17 protein-coding genes and 1 other annotated feature are annotated in these 15,227 nt (G+C 51.1%); of the genes, 9 read left to right on the forward strand and 8 right to left on the reverse strand.

All coding sequences use genetic code 11. From position 1 onward, the window contains the following. Positions 1-88: 88 nt before the first annotated feature. Positions 89-1,735: a PucR family transcriptional regulator gene (locus tag BM412_RS21930; RefSeq protein WP_091223262.1), complete on the forward strand. Its 1,647-nt coding sequence runs from the start codon at positions 89-91 to the stop codon at positions 1,733-1,735. 4 nt (positions 1,736-1,739) lie between these two features. Further along, a complete protein-coding gene (locus BM412_RS21935; RefSeq protein ID WP_091223264.1) occupies positions 1,740-3,008 on the forward strand; it encodes an MFS transporter in 1,269 nt (422 codons plus the stop codon). A gap of 66 nt (positions 3,009-3,074) precedes the next feature. On the opposite strand, the gene BM412_RS21940 is transcribed toward BM412_RS21935, so the two are convergent. The 4 genes from BM412_RS21940 to BM412_RS21950 all read right to left on the reverse strand — a co-directional run bounded on the left by BM412_RS21940 (position 3,075) and on the right by BM412_RS21950 (position 4,985). Then, the gene (locus BM412_RS21940) at positions 3,075-3,473 is read right to left on the reverse strand and encodes a LytTR family transcriptional regulator DNA-binding domain-containing protein (RefSeq protein ID WP_091223266.1); all 399 of its coding nucleotides are present in this window, start codon (positions 3,471-3,473) and stop codon (positions 3,075-3,077) included. Position 3,474: 1 nt separating this feature from the next. Continuing rightward, complete coding sequence (locus BM412_RS32610) at positions 3,475-3,606, reverse strand: hypothetical protein (RefSeq protein ID WP_256256516.1); 132 nt, start codon at positions 3,604-3,606, stop codon at positions 3,475-3,477. A gap of 34 nt (positions 3,607-3,640) precedes the next feature. After that, the gene (locus BM412_RS21945; protein ID WP_143111680.1) at positions 3,641-4,105 is read right to left on the reverse strand and encodes a hypothetical protein; all 465 of its coding nucleotides are present in this window, start codon (positions 4,103-4,105) and stop codon (positions 3,641-3,643) included. Positions 4,106-4,559: 454 nt separating this feature from the next. Beyond that, complete coding sequence (locus BM412_RS21950) at positions 4,560-4,985, reverse strand: VOC family protein (RefSeq protein WP_091223270.1); 426 nt, start codon at positions 4,983-4,985, stop codon at positions 4,560-4,562. Positions 4,986-5,156: 171 nt separating this feature from the next. Between BM412_RS21950 and BM412_RS21955 the strand changes: the two genes are divergently transcribed. From BM412_RS21955 to BM412_RS21965, 3 genes are all read left to right on the forward strand, one after another. Continuing rightward, the gene (locus BM412_RS21955) at positions 5,157-6,116 is read left to right on the forward strand and encodes a helix-turn-helix transcriptional regulator (RefSeq protein WP_256256517.1); all 960 of its coding nucleotides are present in this window, start codon (positions 5,157-5,159) and stop codon (positions 6,114-6,116) included. A 30-nt stretch (positions 6,117-6,146) separates the two neighbouring features. Then, positions 6,147-7,031: a prenyltransferase/squalene oxidase repeat-containing protein gene (locus BM412_RS21960; protein WP_091223272.1), complete on the forward strand. Its 885-nt coding sequence runs from the start codon at positions 6,147-6,149 to the stop codon at positions 7,029-7,031. Between the two features lie 168 nt (positions 7,032-7,199). Continuing rightward, a complete protein-coding gene (locus BM412_RS21965; RefSeq protein WP_091223274.1) occupies positions 7,200-7,559 on the forward strand; it encodes a DoxX family protein in 360 nt (119 codons plus the stop codon). A 56-nt stretch (positions 7,560-7,615) separates the two neighbouring features. Here BM412_RS21965 and BM412_RS21970 read toward each other — a convergent pair whose 3' ends face one another. The 3 genes from BM412_RS21970 to BM412_RS21980 all read right to left on the reverse strand — a co-directional run bounded on the left by BM412_RS21970 (position 7,616) and on the right by BM412_RS21980 (position 9,900). Then, positions 7,616-8,041 carry a cupin domain-containing protein gene (locus BM412_RS21970; protein WP_256256518.1) on the reverse strand — a complete coding sequence of 142 codons (426 nt, stop codon included), beginning with the start codon at positions 8,039-8,041 and terminating at the stop codon, positions 7,616-7,618. A gap of 16 nt (positions 8,042-8,057) precedes the next feature. Next, positions 8,058-9,098, reverse strand: a complete 1,041-nt coding sequence (locus tag BM412_RS21975) for a phosphotransferase enzyme family protein (RefSeq protein ID WP_091223276.1) — start codon at positions 9,096-9,098, stop codon at positions 8,058-8,060. Positions 9,099-9,261: 163 nt separating this feature from the next. After that, positions 9,262-9,900 (reverse strand): pyridoxamine 5'-phosphate oxidase family protein, encoded by a 639-nt coding sequence (locus tag BM412_RS21980; protein ID WP_091223278.1) that lies wholly within the window; start codon positions 9,898-9,900, stop codon positions 9,262-9,264. Positions 9,901-10,013: 113 nt separating this feature from the next. On the opposite strand from BM412_RS21980, the gene BM412_RS21985 reads away from it, so the two are divergent. Both BM412_RS21985 and BM412_RS21990 read left to right on the forward strand, forming a co-directional pair. Next, positions 10,014-10,574 carry a 5' nucleotidase, NT5C type gene (locus BM412_RS21985; RefSeq protein ID WP_091223280.1) on the forward strand — a complete coding sequence of 187 codons (561 nt, stop codon included), beginning with the start codon at positions 10,014-10,016 and terminating at the stop codon, positions 10,572-10,574. A gap of 31 nt (positions 10,575-10,605) precedes the next feature. Then, entirely contained in the window at positions 10,606-11,223 is a 618-nt protein-coding gene (locus BM412_RS21990; RefSeq protein WP_091223282.1) for a LysE/ArgO family amino acid transporter, read from the forward strand. Between the two features lie 98 nt (positions 11,224-11,321). Here the strand turns inward: BM412_RS21990 and metG are convergent, their stop codons facing one another. Beyond that, positions 11,322-12,968, reverse strand: a complete 1,647-nt coding sequence (gene metG, locus BM412_RS21995; protein WP_091223284.1) for a methionine--tRNA ligase — start codon at positions 12,966-12,968, stop codon at positions 11,322-11,324. A 59-nt stretch (positions 12,969-13,027) separates the two neighbouring features. Then, positions 13,028-13,289 (reverse strand) — a binding site (T-box leader). A gap of 177 nt (positions 13,290-13,466) precedes the next feature. Between metG and BM412_RS22000 the strand changes: the two genes are divergently transcribed. Both BM412_RS22000 and mraY read left to right on the forward strand, forming a co-directional pair. Continuing rightward, entirely contained in the window at positions 13,467-14,246 is a 780-nt protein-coding gene (locus BM412_RS22000; RefSeq protein WP_091223286.1) for a class I SAM-dependent methyltransferase, read from the forward strand. Then, positions 14,246-15,199, forward strand: coding sequence for a phospho-N-acetylmuramoyl-pentapeptide-transferase (mraY, locus tag BM412_RS22005; RefSeq protein WP_091223288.1), 954 nt, complete (start codon positions 14,246-14,248; stop codon positions 15,197-15,199). Before BM412_RS22000 ends, mraY begins: the two co-directional genes overlap by 1 nt. The last annotated feature ends 28 nt before the right edge of the window (positions 15,200-15,227 follow it).

The following is a 15,227-nucleotide window of genomic DNA, read 5'->3' on the forward strand; positions in this document are numbered from 1 at the left end:
AATATAAAGCCAATTGACAGATCGATAGACGTTTATGTATATTGAGCCTACTGGTTATAGACAAAATGTCTAATGTAAAGGTGATAAAATGGACACGATGACGTTTGGGATCAAACAGCTGCTTGAGCGGCCGATATTTCGCGCCGCGAGGCTCGTTGCGGGGCGAGAAGGGATCCATCATCCGGTCGGCTGGGTGCATGTGCTTGAAATTACGAATGTGGCTCCGTATGTGAGTCCGAATGATTTGATTCTGACGACGGGCCTGTGGCTGAAGCAGAACGAACAGGAACGTTTTGCCTATATGAAGCAGTTGATCGACCAACAGGCGGCAGGACTATGCATCGAGATGGGGACCACCGTCGATAACATTCCGAAAGAAATTGTGGAGCTGGCGGACTTGCATCATTTTCCGCTCATTGTGTTCGAGCAGCCGGTTCGGTTTGTTGAGATTACGCAGGATATTCATGCCCTGATCATCAACAGGCAGCATCAATTTCTGAAGGAGCTGGAAGTGTATTCGCGAAAGCTGCAGCGATTAACGCTGGAGAGTACCGGGATCGCGCAAATTTTGAAAGCCTTTCACGAACAATCGGCCAGGCAGGTGCTGTATTTCTCGTCACTCGACCACAGCATTTTCTTCCCTGCACTGACGACGAAAGCATCGGGTCCGATTTCGAGCTTCCTGCAGCGGCAAATGGATACCAAGGCGCTCTCTGCGAAAGACGTCTCCATTCTGTCTATGAATGCACAGCAATTGCTCGTTGTGGAGCCTGTTATTTGCTTCGGCCAGACGTTCTCCTACGTTGGCGTACTCTTACACAATCGCGCCGAGATTACCGAGTCGCTGACGCTGCTGCTTGATTACACCACGAAGGCCGTTGCCGCGATTACGCTGCGTACCGAGTTTCTGGAAGAGAAGATGTCTCGCGACCACAACGAATTCATCTTGGATCTTATGAACAACCGCATTGAGAACGAGGACCAGGCGCAATCCCGTATGGGGCTTCGCCAGCTGAACAAAGGCGGGTATTTGTTCGCCAGCGGCATTATTGAAATTCAGCATACGGCTGACATTGAACCGATTACTATCGAGGCCGATAAGCAGGATATGCTCATCTTGGTTCGGCAGCTGCTGAAGAAGCATGGGCTGTACAATCTGGTCATGATCCAGAACAATCGCATCTATATGCTCTGCGCCAAGGACGCGCTGCATAAGGCATCGCATGATAACTTCCAAACCACGCTGATGCGGCTTGCGGAGGAATTACGAGCCTCTGCCCATGAGACGACCAAATCGTTAAAGCTCCATGCCGGCTTCGGCAAGCTGCGCACGCAAATCGTGGAATCCTCCAGAAGCTTCGAAGAAGCGCAGCAGGTGATTGACGTTGCGCGAAATGTAGCGACGCAAGAGGGGTGCATTTTCTATGACCGACTGGGTGTTTACCAGCTGCTGAAGGCCGTTCCGAAGTTATCCTTCCTCGCTTCCTACGTGGAAGACCATTTAGGAGCGCTTATCGCCTATGACAGGGAGCATCATCTGCAGCTTATAGAGACATTGGATGTTTATTTGGCTTGCATGGGCTCGAAGCAAGAGACGGCGGCGAAGCTTCACATCCACCGGCAGACGCTCTATAATCGATTAGAAAAGCTCAGCTTGCTGCTGGGAGAAGACTTCCTGGAAGCCGATAAACGGCGCTGTCTGGAGATGGCGCTTGTTGCCTATAAGCTGAAGTAAGGAGATGCGGGGAATGAAGTCATCTAGGTTGTATTATGGCTGGATAGTGGTTGGTATTGTGTTTCTGACGCTGCTCGTTTCGGCGGCAATCAATTCCGTGCCCAGCGTTCTCATGCTGCCGCTTGAGAAGGAATTCGGCTGGGATCGGAGCGCGGTATCCGGCGCGATCTCCATTCGCATCCTGCTGTACGGGTTAATGGGGCCGTTCGCCGCAGCGTTTATGGCGAGATATGGGGTACGCAAAATCATGGTGATCTCGATGCTGCTGCTCATCGTCAGCTTGTCGCTTACCCCGATCATGACGTCGATTTGGCAGATGACGCTGCTGTGGGGCATCATGGTCGGGATCGGAACCGGATCTTTAGCCAATGTGCTAGGCGTTACGATTGCCGGCCGTTGGTTTGTCACGCATAAAGGGCTCGTAATCGGCATGCTCACCGCGAGTGCCGCTACCGGTCAGCTGCTCTTCCTGCCGCTGCTGGCTAAGCTGACGGAGGATATCGGTTGGCGGACCGCTGTATATACGGTTGTAGGTGTGTTGGCCGTACTGACGCCGATTGTCGGGATCTGGATGCGAAACCATCCTTATGATGTAGGGGCATCCGCGCTGGGTACAACGGAAGTGGTGAAGCCTGTACCGTTTACCGGTAATTTGTTCTTCACTCCGATTCAGACCTTGCTGAGCGCCGCGCGCAGCGGAACATTCTGGCTGCTCGCCGGCACGTTCTTCTTCTGCGGTTTCTCCACGAACGGACTCATCGGGACGCATCTGATACCGGCTTGCGGCGATTACGGCATCCCGCTTGTAACCGCGGCAGGGCTGCTGTCGTTGATGGGGCTGTTCGATCTTGTCGGCACCACGTTGTCGGGCTGGCTGTCCGATCGGTTCGACAGTCGCTGGCTCTTGTTCTGGTATTATGGCCTGCGCGGACTTTCGCTCATCTTCTTGCCCTATGCGCTTGGCATGGGCTATATGCAGCTGACCGTCTTCGCCGTCTTCTACGGCCTCGACTGGATCGCCACGGTTCCGCCGACCGCGAAGCTGGCCTCCGATACCTTCGGCAAAGAGAAGGCCGGCATGATCTTCGGCTGGGTAGTCGTGGCGCATCAAGCCGGCGCTGCACTTGCGGCCTACGAAGCGGGGCTGCTGCGCGTTTGGCTCGGCAGCTACACGGTGCCTTTCGTCATGTCCGGCTTCCTCTGCTTACTGGCCGCGCTGATGGCGCTGCGTATTCGTCGTGCCAGAGGTGCCGCGATACAGGTGGCCTCCTAAACAAAACGGATTCATCAAAGAAGCCTTCTTCCCGGTAAGGGAAGAAGGCTTTGTTTATGGTTCAATCTATGTTGTCGATAATCCGCCGGTCAGATCATTCCGAATCGCAGGTGATTCTGCAGCGTTGCAGAGTCGCTCTACTTCCTTCAGATGTGCGCCGGAAACAGGTGCGCTTGGTGAGTCACTATTAACGGGTTTCTTGACAAAGTATAACCGTTGCTGGATTTCATCGAAAAATTCGACTTGGTCCATTTGAACGACGTAACAACGATCGACTTTCTTAAAACCTTCGCCTACTAAGAAGCGCTCATGCTCTTCAAACGTAGAAATTTGACTGTAAAGACCTTCTCTTGTTTGATAGTATACCTCGCCGCGGTAGCTGCGCATAAGAAGAACGTCCTCAAGATCAATAAAAACGATATCGAACTCTTTTTTATTGTATCTTTTTACGACTGGAATCTTCATATTACACGCCCTTTTTTCTTAATTCATTTGGAATGCGCGGGTTGTGGAGCAGGAAATAAGATCCTGTCAGTACAAACAAGGATGAAACGCCGATAATGGCTGCCGCCAACATTTGGTAGGCTCTTTTTTGCATCGCTATCACCTCCTTATCAGAGTAATAACGAGACCTATTTAGCGTCTTCTTTGTCTTTTCTAATGGAGTAATGCAGAAATAGGGGGATCGTTAGTAGAAAAATGACACTTGCGACAATCGCATAATCTTTATAGTTTCCTCGCAGGATGAGTCCGGCGCCGGCAGCGATGACGAGACTGGATACGACAACGACGAGCAGTATCGCATTGGTTCCCGTAATCGTAACGTTCGCGCGATGCGAGGCCGGTACATAATCATAACCCCAATGCTTGATATAAATGGTTCTGCTGATCGCGAACACGATTGCCGCCGACAGCAGCTGCACCGATGCGGCTAGAATAGGGGTGCCTGCTACAAGCTCCAACGGAGTGCCGGATAGGGAAAGTCCGAGAAGCGTCAGCCCTTGTATGGCGAATCCGACAATGAATGCTGCGGCGTTCATAATGAGAGAATAATAGATTGGAACCCGGAACAAGACCCATAAGACAATAACTAACATTCCGAGCTGTATATAGGAAGAGATATCTCCGATTTCAGGAATAAGCCGTGTGAAGTAAGAAACCTGACTCATCATGAGCGAGACAATCAAAGTGATATTTAGCCGTTCTGTCACGGGAAAGCGGAATAAGGTGAACATTAAAACGAAAACTGAAAAGTATTCTACCGATGATCCCAAGATGAAGTATAAATAGTTCATAGTACCGCTTTTCCCTCCTAAGTTAGTATTATAAGGCCATATAGCTTCATTTTACCATGTCTCAAGGAATAGATTTGACATTTTTCTTTTGATTTACGACATTTGGACTAGTTGATTCCATTATATCAGAAGCAAAATGCATATAAACGAAATAAATACGACAAAAAGAGACATAACATCCCGCGCTGTATAAGCAAAAAAGACACGGCCCGCAGTGTGTGCGAGGCCGTGTCTCTTGGTCCTAAATGTGTGTATGCTATTGGTGCATATTCGTGTAAAGCTGCCAAGTAACGCCGAATTTATCCGTGATAACCGCATAGCCGGGGCTGAAATGCGTTTCAATTAGCGGCACGCTGACTTGGCCGCCCTGTTCGAGTGCGGCGAACACTTGCTTGGATGTGTCTACATCGTCCGTGCACAGGCAAATTGTAACTTGGTTGCCGAGCTGATGAGGCGTGCCCGGGAAGGCATCGGAGAACATAAGGTCTGTCTGGCCGACCTTAATGGTTGCATGGCCGATCAGGCTCTTCGCTTCTTCCGGAAGCGGCATCTCCGGGTTCTGCGGCATCTCGCCAAAGGTCTGCATGACGACTACTTCCGCAAGTAAAGCTTCTTGGTAAAATGTAATGGCTTCCGTCGCGTTGCCGTTCATAACCAGATAAGGGACCAGCATGGTGATCATCTTATAATCGCTCCTTTGATATTGAGATGGCCATATCAGTATGGCCCATAGGTTCATCATACAATACCGAACATATGTTTGCAATATTGCGATCTTTTTTTGTAATGGCTGCCGGCTCGGTGACAGACTTCATGTCACCAATAGGGTGATATAATGAGGTTGAAATGAGGGATGACAGTGAAGCGGATGGACAGACTTATGGCGATCCTCATCGCGCTGCAGCAAGAGCCGGCAACGGCCAAACGATTGGCCGACAAATTCGAAGTGACGAAACGGACGATTCTGCGGGACATGCAGTCGCTCGCCGAGATGGGGATTCCCTTGTATGCGGTATCGGGTCCATTAGGAGGCTTTCGGTTGATGGAGAGCTTCCGGCTGCCGCCGCTGCAGCTGGATTCCGGCGAAGCTCTATCCGTCCTCTTCGCACTTCGCAGTTTGACGAGGATGGCCGATACGCCGTTTCAGCAGGCAAGATGGACGGTGATGGATAAGCTAAAGGCGATTATGCCGGAGCAGACCTTGGCGCATATCGAGTCCATGCTTGATTATGTCGAGGTCGAAGTGCCGCAGCGCAGCGTCAAATCCCCGTTCCTGTCCAATTTGTTAGCTTACACTGCAGATTCGAGCTGGCTTCGCGTGCTGTATCGATCGGAGAAGCAAATCCGATGGTTAGAGCTGTGGCCCCGCAAAATGTATGCTGCGCACGGGTATTGGTACTGCGAGGCGTACTCGATTGCTCATGGCGAGCAGCGGACATTTCGAGTGGATCGCTTCGAAGCGATCGAGCTCATGGAGGTGCCGGGCGAAGAAGCGGTGCGATTGGCTCGGGAAGCCGAGCGTGCAGTCGACGAAGAAGAGGGTTCCACCCGCATCATTGCGGAGTTAACCTACCGGGGAGCGCTGTTGGCCGAGCAAGACTTCCATATCGGTGACAGCGTGAAACAAGTCTCGGATGAGCGCTGGGAGCTGGATTTCATGTGCCCGGCTTCGGAATGGCAGTGGGCGGTCAAGTTTTTCTATGGGCTTGGCATGGATGCTGAAGTGAAGGAGCCCCGGCATTTGCGGGAGGAGCTGCTCAGGGTGGCAAGGGAAGTATATGACAGATACAGCCAAGGGAAAACAGATGAGTAGGGATACCTATTTTAGAGGAGGTTGTTCAGGATGGGGAAGAACGAAATTCTCGAGCGGGCAAAGTCATTTCTATACAAAAACGGCAGATTGATCGATCGGAGACGGTTTGAATATCTTTTCGAGGATGGAACGAAAGAGGCGGTCTTCAGCGCGCTTCGTGCTTACCAGAATGAAGACGGCGGTTTCGGACATGCGCTGGAGGCGGATATTCGCTGTCCGGAGAGCCAGCCTGTGCCAACTGAAATGGCATTAATGATACTGGATGAGACAGGATACGGGGACCCGGAGCTGCTTGACGGAATTATCCGCTATGTACAGAGCATTACGTTACCGGATGGCGGAGTTCCGTTCGTATTTCGCAGCGCGATGGCCTATCCGCATATGCCTTGGTGGGTGGCAGAACGAGATGATGTCGCTTCGATTAATCCAACCGGCCAACTGATCGGCATGTTATGCAAACAGCAAGTACGGACGGATATTTGGAAGGAAGAATGGTTTCAGCGAAACACCGCTTATATATGGCGCGCGTTCGAGCAGGAGAAACCGCATGGTTTTCACGATGGCATCCAGTGGATTACGTTTCTGCAGCATACTCCCGAGCAAGAGAAGGCTGCTGTCTATAAAGCTTTGCTCGATGAATGGCTGCAGCAGCCCGGCATTATCGAGCGGGATCCGGAAGCCCAGGGTTACGTGCAGAAGGTGCTGGATTGGGCTCCGCAGCGCAGCAGTTATGCAGGCAAAGTGATCTCGGAGGCCGAGCTGAATCGTCATTTGCATGCCTTGATCGAGCAGCAGCGAGAGGATGGGGGCTGGGGCATCAGCTGGGAGCCGGTAGGTCCGGGCGCTGAAGCCGAATGGCGCGGTTTCGTTACGGTGGAACGATTAAAGACGTTAAAATCTTATGGCATGTTGTAAATCGTTACTGGCAATCCGAGTAGGGAGGGGAACTTTCTGCTCGGATTTTTCTTGTGTTTATCTATGGTTTCATTTTGGAAACAAGGACACTTTAATGTGCCTACTTCTTGTGAAGTACCCTTTGTCGTATGATAAGCCCATACAACAAACAAGGGGAGAGTACAGCGGATGAATATCGCATTATGGGTTGCTCAGATTCTACTGGCGCTTATGTTCTTGATGGGGGGGATGATGAAGACGTTCCAATACGAGAAGGTGAAAGCAAGCATGCCTTGGGCAAAAGATTCTTCCAGGGGATACGTTCTTCTTATTGGCTTATCCGAGCTGCTCGCGGCCATCGGGTTTATCGTACCTCCTGCAACCGACATTCTGCCGTGGTTGGCCGGCGTTGCTGCGATTGGGATTGCGGTCATTATGACATTGGCCATTGGGGTGCATGTCAGAAGAGGAGAGAATCAAGCGATTGTGATGAACGTGGTTATTCTGGCGATTGCCGTATTTATTGCGATCGGACGACTCGGTTCATAAGCATTGCAAGGCCGCCAAGCTCCGAAGAGGGAGTCTGGCGGCTTTTTTTGTGCGTGCTATTCGAGCAGTTCGGCTTTGTATTGCGCGAACAAGGCTCGCATCGATTCGGAATCCCGCTGCTCCATCGCGTGAATCGCATCGATTAACGATTGAATGCGCTTGTTCATGATAATCAGATAGCGCGCAGGCTCAGGCGCGGGATTCCAGAATGTATGCTTCACGCCGCGCGGGGCAATGACGGCACTGCCGCCTGCGGCCTCCACAACGGAGTCGCCGACCTGGATCGCGAGCTTGCCTTCAAGCACATACCACGCTTCATCATCCTCATGATGAATATGCAGAGGCGCAATGCGCATCGGTTCCACATCCGGCGGACAACCCTCGGCCGTCCATTCGGCAATCACCAGTTCGGCCCCGAAGGGGGATAGGGCTTGCCCTAGCAAAGGCAATGCAGTGATAGGGATGTTCGTTGATTCAGGCATAATGGCGGCCTCCCGTTCATAGTTGGTATGTATCATTTTCAGTGAAGGTGAGATTAGTTGTGCAGTAGCTGTTCATTATCTTAATCAATTCTTTTTCATGCTTCTTCAGCCACCTGGAGCGAATAATAAGCTGCTCCAGCAGAAAGTGAAACGGAACTTTAATGTCCTTGCCGGCTTCATGCTGTCCAACATATAGAGTCAGAAGGGCAGCATAATAGACTCTCATTAGAAGGGGGAGATAGGCAATCTCCGCCGAAGTGATCGTAGTATGACGCGTGTAGTGTTCCGTGAAGGCTTGTACCGCTTGCAAGGAGCTATCATCATATTGAAGCTGATGGTTCAAACTTATGGCGAGCTCCATGACGCGCAAGTCTGTTGAAGCAAAGTCAAAGTCGAGCACGCCGCTCATATGATCATCGGGACCGATCAGCAGATTAAAGATTAACAGATCATGGTGCACAATATGCTGCGGGAGCGTATCCAACTCTTCTTTGTAAGATTCAAGCTCATCAAGTAATGAAAGAATGAGTGGCGCTCCTTCGACATTCATAGCGAAGGGCGGATCTGCTAGGAATCTCTTTAGTATCACGGCATTACTGAGCGGGTGAAGGGTATCGAGATGATGAAACATCAGTTTCGGGAATGCTGTAGTCGGCTTGAATAAACGAAGCGCAGCACTTAGCCGGCCGGAAGTTCGACCCATTTCCTCTACATGCTCAGCCCGCGCCTGATTAGGTGTTTCCCCCTGAATGTATCGGACAATCGCGCCAAGACGAGTGGGATTGGATAACTTGACGTAATAATTCCCCGCTCTGGTCGGGATGAAGTCAGGCACCGCAAAAGGGAGGGACAGTTGATGTAAAAACGAGGTTAATTCGATTTCGAATTGGAGCCGCTGCACATCTTTAGTCTGCGGATCGTAGATTCTGGCTACGTAGGTTTCCTCGCGAAACCGAATGATTTTCGTCAAATTAGTCATGCCAAACGGAACCGATTCAATGGTATAGTCCGAATCATCCCAATAGTAGGCAAGCAACTCCGTTATACCTGAATCCACAGACAAGCACCTCTTCCACAAAGTTGTCCCAACAGTTATTCACATTTTTATCCCCAATGTCAACAGCCTTCAACAGCAAGAAGTGTATAAGTATTGGGGACGTATAAACATATCCACAATTCAAGTTATCCACAGCGGGATACAAGATCGCAACCGCTTCCTGCTAATAAAGCCGCTGCGAATAACCTTCCGCCAGCCGGCGTGCAATCGCCTCCGCATCCGTGCCGGGGAGCTTCGCGTGATCCGCAATAATTTGCGAGGGAGAGGGGAGCGATTCCTTCTCAGCCCATGATTCGGGATCCCATAGTCCCGAGCGTATGAAAGCTTTGGCGCAATGGATGAAACATTCTTCTACTTCGACAGCAATGCCAAGCAGCGGTTTGCGGCCGTTATGCGCCATTTGTTCCATCAGCTCGTCATCTTTTATAAGGGAAGCCCGTCCATTGATACGAAGCGTTTCCCCCAGCCCCGGAATCATAAAGAGCAGACCGATCTGTGGATTGGATAAAATATTCCGCAGCGAGTCGCTTCGTTTATTCCCCGGTCTCTCCGGCAGGACAAGGCGCCGCTCATTCTGGACCAGCACGAATCCGGGTTGATCCCCGCGCGGCGAAACATCGCACAAGCCGGAGCTGTCGGCAGTCGAGATGACTACGAACGGTGAGCGGTTTATGAAATCGGCGCAATGCTCGTCCAGATGCGCAATCGCCTTCCGGTTTACGATTTCACTGGGGAACCCGATAAGTGCGCGCAGCTCCTCTTCGGTTTCAATGACGTCGTTATATGTTTCATTTGCTTGCATAGTTGGCTGACACCCCTTGTATTTGAACGGTAGGAAAACGATAATGAGAAAACATACTTACACGCATGCAAGAGTAGATCGAATAGGCACTGCCTCGAAGGAGTTGAGCCCGTTTGCACATTGCCATCGATTTGGATAATACCGTACTGGATGCGACGACTGCGCATATCACCTATTATAATAAGGCATCCGGAATGGCGCTAACAGCCGCGGATATTCAAGACTTCTATATCTATCGCTCTTATGGCTGGAATAAGGAAGAACGAGATCTCGTATACGCCAAGCATGGCCGCGACATTCATTGGCATTCGGCGCCATATCCGAACGCAGCCGATAGTTTGCGGCAGCTATCGCTTCAGCATGAGCTGTCTATTATAACGGCGAGGCCGATGCTGTTCCGCGATGTTACGATCGATTGGTTGAACCATCATAAGTTCACCTATACCCATATCTCATTCGCCGAAAATAAACTTGAAGCCTGCATAGCGGCTAAAGTGGACGTGCTGATTGATGATGCGCCTCATTATGCGGAGGAGTTTGCTCGCATGCGCAAGCCGATTATTTTGTACGATCAGCCTTATAATCGAGCCGTTACGAGTGAGTTTGTCTTGCGCGCTGCCAATTGGGTGGAAGTGACCGGGCATATTCAACATTTAGCCACCGGGCTGAAGTGAATTACAACAGGAATTGGAGAGAGAATGCAATATGCTTGCTGCTATGATTCATGGGTTTATATTGGCATTAGGGTTGATTTTGCCGCTTGGGGTACAAAATGTGTTTGTGTTTAATCAAGGTGCGGTTCAGAGCCGGTTTCGCAAGGCGCTGCCCGTCGTCATAACGGCATCTATCTGCGATACGTTGCTGATCTTGCTGGCCGTGCTCGGCGTATCGGTGCTTGTTCTGCAATTCGTTTGGCTGAAGACCATCCTGTTCGTCGTGGGAATCTTATTCCTGCTCTACATGGGATGGCTGACTTGGAAAAGCAAGCCGGCCAATCGGGAATCCTCTTCCTCGGAGGCCCTCGGAGCGAAGAAACAGATTGCTTTCGCAGCATCGGTGTCGCTCCTCAATCCGCATGCGATTCTGGACACGATCGGCGTCATTGGGACAGGCTCCCTGCAATACAGCGGGACCGAGAAGATGCTCTTCACGGTGGCCTGCGTGGTCGTTTCGTGGCTTTGGTTCACCAGTCTGGCCGCGGCCGGACGACTCACGGGCAGCTTGGATAAATCCGGGCGGATTATGATTGCGCTGAACAAAGTTTCCGCGGTGGTCATGTGGGGAACGGCTGTATATTTGCTCATTAATTTGATTAGTGAGTAGAGAGTACGAGAGAACAGAAAAGAACCGTCAGGGCGAGCGAGTGGCCTTGGCGGTTCTTTCTTGTTGCGGCGTTGAAGGATGGTGGGATCCAGCCCCGGCTAGAGCTGCGACCGACTATTTAGTAGAGCCGCTTCTTCCTCTTCAATACGTTTGGGATCAATGCGCTCGAATAACAGCGATAGACTTTGAATTTGCCGGTCGGCTGATACAGTAACGAGCTTCCAAACAGGCTGTTCAAGCGAGAGAAAGGTTCGGATACGCTCACAGGAGAAGGGGATGAACGGCTGCAGCAGATTGGCTAAATTCGCAATAATCCCAACACAGGTATGGAGCGTAATGCCGCATGCATCCCGATCCTCTTTAATTTGTGCCCAAGGCTTCTGCTCATCGAAGTATTTGTTGGCCCGGCGGATCTGTGCCAATATCAGCTCCAATGCTTCTTTCAATCGGCCTTCTTCAATAAGTGTCCCCGACTCGAAGTATAGCTCCGTAAGAAGCTGCTTCCATTCGTCGCTTAGTTCGCCTGCGGGTACACGTCCTTCGAATGATTTCGTGATAAAAGCAAGCGTGCGGTTCACGAAATTGCCGAAAGCGCCGAGCAGCTCCCCATTGTGACTGTGGATAAACTCCCGCCAAGAAAAATCCGTATCCCGTCTCTCAGAGCCATTGGCGATAAGGAAATAGCGGATCGAGTCCGGCTGATACCGGCTCATGATGTCAGGCACCCACACCGCCCAATTGCGGCTGGTCGAGAATTTCTTCCCCTCCAGCGTCATGTATTCGCAGGAAATAATCCGATCCGGCACATGCAGCCCGCCACCACCCAGAAGAACTGCAGGCCATATTAACGTATGAAAGGGAATATTGTCTTTGCCGTGCACGTAATAAGCCGTTATGTCCCTGTCGCCATCTACCCAGAAGGTCTCCCAGCTCCCGCCGGTCTGGGCAGCCCACTGCTTGCTGGCGGACAGATAACCGCTGACCGCTTCAATCCAGACATAGATTTTCTTATCCTCGAAGCCCTCTACCGGTACATCCACGCCCCAGTCCAGGTCTCTCGTTGCCGCGCGATCATGAAGGCCTTCCTCCAAATAACGCTTAGTCAGCTGAACCGCGTTCTCTCGCCAGCCATGCGCCTTATCGGCATAAGCTGTCAGCTCATCTTGGAAATGGGAGAGAGCGAGATAGTAATGCTCCGTGGCTCGTTCGGTAGGGGGATTGCCGCATAGTTTGCAAGTTTTATCCGACAGATCCGCTGGGTCGAGTATGGTGGAACAAGCATCGCATTGATCGCCTCGGGCACGACTTCCGCACGCCGGGCATACGCCTTCCACGTAACGATCCGGCAGAAACCGTTTATCCGTCTCGCAGTAGGTTTGTTGAATGGTTTTCTTGTACAAATGGCCATTCTCAAGCAGCTTCAGGAAGATCTCCTGCACGACCTGATGATGGAACGGCTGATCCGTCCGCGTATAGAGGTCATACGTGAAACCAAGCTGCGCAAAACAATCGGCAAATTCCCGATGATACCGGTCTGCGATATCGCTTGGCGAAACGCCTTCTTGAATCGCTTGCACCGCCACCGGAGTGCCGTGGCAATCGCTCCCTGATACGTACAATACAGGTTCGCCTTTGGCACGGTAATAACGGGCCAGAACATCTCCGGGCAATAAACTCGCAAGTCGCCCCAAGTGCAACGAACCATTCGCATACGGCCAAGCGCCGCCAATAAATACAGGTGCCATCCACATCGCCTCCTTCAATGGAAAACAGAACAAATAGAAAACAGAAAAAGCCCTCATCCCGAAGGGACGAGAGCTGTGCTCACGTGGTACCACCCAATTTTATAAATGCCTCGCGGCATTCACCTCTTCAGGTACGCCGCGGTTGGCGGTTATACCCTAGCACAATAACGGGTGCGGGATCCGGTGCAGCCTACACCCATAGAAGGTTCGGGGCACAGCTCAGAGACCATATTCTCGCGTGTATTCTTTACCCCTTTGCACCGGATCGGGGCTCTCTGTAAAAGACATCTTCGCGATACTCTTTCTCTTCATAGCTTTTGTTTGAATATTCAGCTTATTCGAGATTATAAGGCATAGAAATTTCCAAGTCAAGGGCTCTTATAAACGTATACTATGACAGCCGTAATTGGTTCGTGCGAATTAGCTCTTGCAACATTTTTCCATATAATGCTAGCATTTAGGGTGATAGACTTCCAAACCAAGCGGAGGGATCCGAACATGCTGCAGCAGCACAAGGATATCATTCAAATTAATAAAGAGGGCTGGAATAAAGTCGCGGATCAGTTTTTTGAAGGCTCGCTCAATCGTCTATCCTATGGCTCCTATGCCCCCACGGAGGAAGAGTTGAACCTGCTGGGGACGATAGCGAACTGCTCAATCGTTGAAGTAGGGTGCGGAAGCGGGCATACGCTGGAGTATTTGGCCGGACGCGGTGCGCGCGAGCTCTGGGGCGTGGATTTATCCGGCTCGCAGATTGAGACGGCAAGGCAGGTTGTCTCTAATCTGGACACGCCTGTCGTTCTCATTGAGTCACCGATGGAAGAGATGGCGGAGCTGCCCGAGAACTATTTTGATAAAGCGGTATCGATCTATGCGCTCGGTTGGACCGTGGATTTGCCTCGGACGTTAAGTCACATTCATAGAAGCTTGAAGCCGGGCGGCATCTTTGTGTTTAGCTGGGAGCATCCCGTGCATAGCGTGGTGGAATACAGCGAGGACGTGTTGAAATTCAGACGCTCCTATGTGTCGGAGGGTTTCGAGCGGCATGAGGCATGGAGAGGGACACCCATTGTTATGCACAATCGCAAAGTAAGTACGTTCATCAACGCGTTGATCGGCGCCGGATTTGTCATAGATGCTGTCATTGAAGAGTCTAAGTTGGATGAAGGGGACGCGGTCAATCCGGCAAAATGGTACTCCGGCGCAAAGGCGCGCATTCTCCCATCGACGCTCATTATTAAATGTCATAAATCCCGGACTGAAGGAGAACCGAGCTGATGGATACTTCTATACTGAGTGCGTCGGGGATATCGTTCCTCCTCGTCACGCTGCTGACCCCGTTGCTCATCTGGGGCTTGCGCGCACTTAAACTTACACAGCCGATACGTGCGGAATTGCCGCCCGATCATCAAGCTAAACGCGGCACGCCGCTAATGTCGGGGTTAATTCTGCTAATCGGCATTATGGTTTCGGTCTACGTTCATCCCGAGCCGATGGTGTTGTTCATAGGCACAACGTTTGTTTTATTCGGCATTGTGGGGTTCATGGATGATTTTCGAAAGGCGGCCTTTCAAGATCCGCAAGGCATCTCCGGCAAAATGAAGCTGGTCCTTCAGTTCACCTTTGCCTTTGTATTGCTGCTTGTGTTGCTTCAGCAATTCAACTTAAGCCCGGACATTGCGGTATTCGGGGGTTTCTCGCTCCACTTACCCCCGTGGCTGTATCTGGTCATCATGCTGTTGTTCATTGTAGGCTCCGCTAATGCCATAAACTTTACCGATGGGTTGGACGGGCTGTTGATCAACGTGGCGATTCCGACCTTTTTCTTCTTCTTCGTTATCTCCGAGAGAGTCGAAGTGCAGACGTTCTCACTGGTCATGATCGGCTGTCTGCTGGGTTTGTTCATCTACAATATTTACCCGGCAAAAGCATTCATGGGCGACACCGGCTCCTTGGCAATTGGCGGCTCGCTCACCTTCTTGGCGGTTATCGAGAAGGTAGAGATTCTCATTCCGATTCTGTTCATCATCTATCTGGCCGAACAGCTGTCCGTGATTCTGCAGGTGTGGTACTACAAGAAGACGAAGCTGCGCATCTTCCGCATGGCCCCGATTCATTATCATTTTAGCTTGAAGTATGGCTGGAGCGAGAACAAAATTGTCATGATCTTCGGGTTTGTCTCCTGGCTGGCGGCTTTTGTGTCGTGGTTGCTTTGGAAGTATTTGTTGTGAGCATGCGAGAGGCTGCCTACACCTCTCA

Source organism: Paenibacillus sp. BC26 (genome assembly GCF_900116125.1).
Classification (GTDB): Bacteria; Bacillota; Bacilli; order Paenibacillales; family Paenibacillaceae; genus Paenibacillus_Z; species Paenibacillus_Z lignilyticus.

Excerpts from the sequence above, each read along its gene's own strand:
- BM412_RS21960 (WP_091223272.1), top strand. The coding sequence starts at position 6,147 with ATGGGGAAGAACGAAATTCTCGAGCGGGCAAAGTCATTTCTATACAAA.
- BM412_RS21980 (WP_091223278.1), bottom strand. The coding sequence starts at position 9,900 with ATGCAAGCAAATGAAACATATAACGACGTCATTGAAACCGAAGAGGAG.
- BM412_RS21990 (WP_091223282.1), top strand. The coding sequence starts at position 10,606 with ATGCTTGCTGCTATGATTCATGGGTTTATATTGGCATTAGGGTTGATT.
- BM412_RS32610 (WP_256256516.1), bottom strand. The coding sequence starts at position 3,606 with ATGCAAAAAAGAGCCTACCAAATGTTGGCGGCAGCCATTATCGGCGTT.
- BM412_RS21965 (WP_091223274.1), top strand. The coding sequence starts at position 7,200 with ATGAATATCGCATTATGGGTTGCTCAGATTCTACTGGCGCTTATGTTC.
- BM412_RS21935 (WP_091223264.1), top strand. The coding sequence starts at position 1,740 with ATGCGGGGAATGAAGTCATCTAGGTTGTATTATGGCTGGATAGTGGTT.
- BM412_RS21970 (WP_256256518.1), bottom strand. The coding sequence starts at position 8,041 with ATGCCTGAATCAACGAACATCCCTATCACTGCATTGCCTTTGCTAGGG.
- BM412_RS21930 (WP_091223262.1), top strand. The coding sequence starts at position 89 with ATGGACACGATGACGTTTGGGATCAAACAGCTGCTTGAGCGGCCGATA.
- BM412_RS21945 (WP_143111680.1), bottom strand. The coding sequence starts at position 4,105 with ATGTTAGTTATTGTCTTATGGGTCTTGTTCCGGGTTCCAATCTATTAT.
- BM412_RS21950 (WP_091223270.1), bottom strand. The coding sequence starts at position 4,985 with ATGATCACCATGCTGGTCCCTTATCTGGTTATGAACGGCAACGCGACG.
- mraY (WP_091223288.1), top strand. The coding sequence starts at position 14,246 with ATGGATACTTCTATACTGAGTGCGTCGGGGATATCGTTCCTCCTCGTC.
- BM412_RS21940 (WP_091223266.1), bottom strand. The coding sequence starts at position 3,473 with ATGAAGATTCCAGTCGTAAAAAGATACAATAAAAAAGAGTTCGATATC.
- BM412_RS22000 (WP_091223286.1), top strand. The coding sequence starts at position 13,467 with ATGCTGCAGCAGCACAAGGATATCATTCAAATTAATAAAGAGGGCTGG.
- metG (WP_091223284.1), bottom strand. The coding sequence starts at position 12,968 with ATGGCACCTGTATTTATTGGCGGCGCTTGGCCGTATGCGAATGGTTCG.
- BM412_RS21955 (WP_256256517.1), top strand. The coding sequence starts at position 5,157 with ATGACAGTGAAGCGGATGGACAGACTTATGGCGATCCTCATCGCGCTG.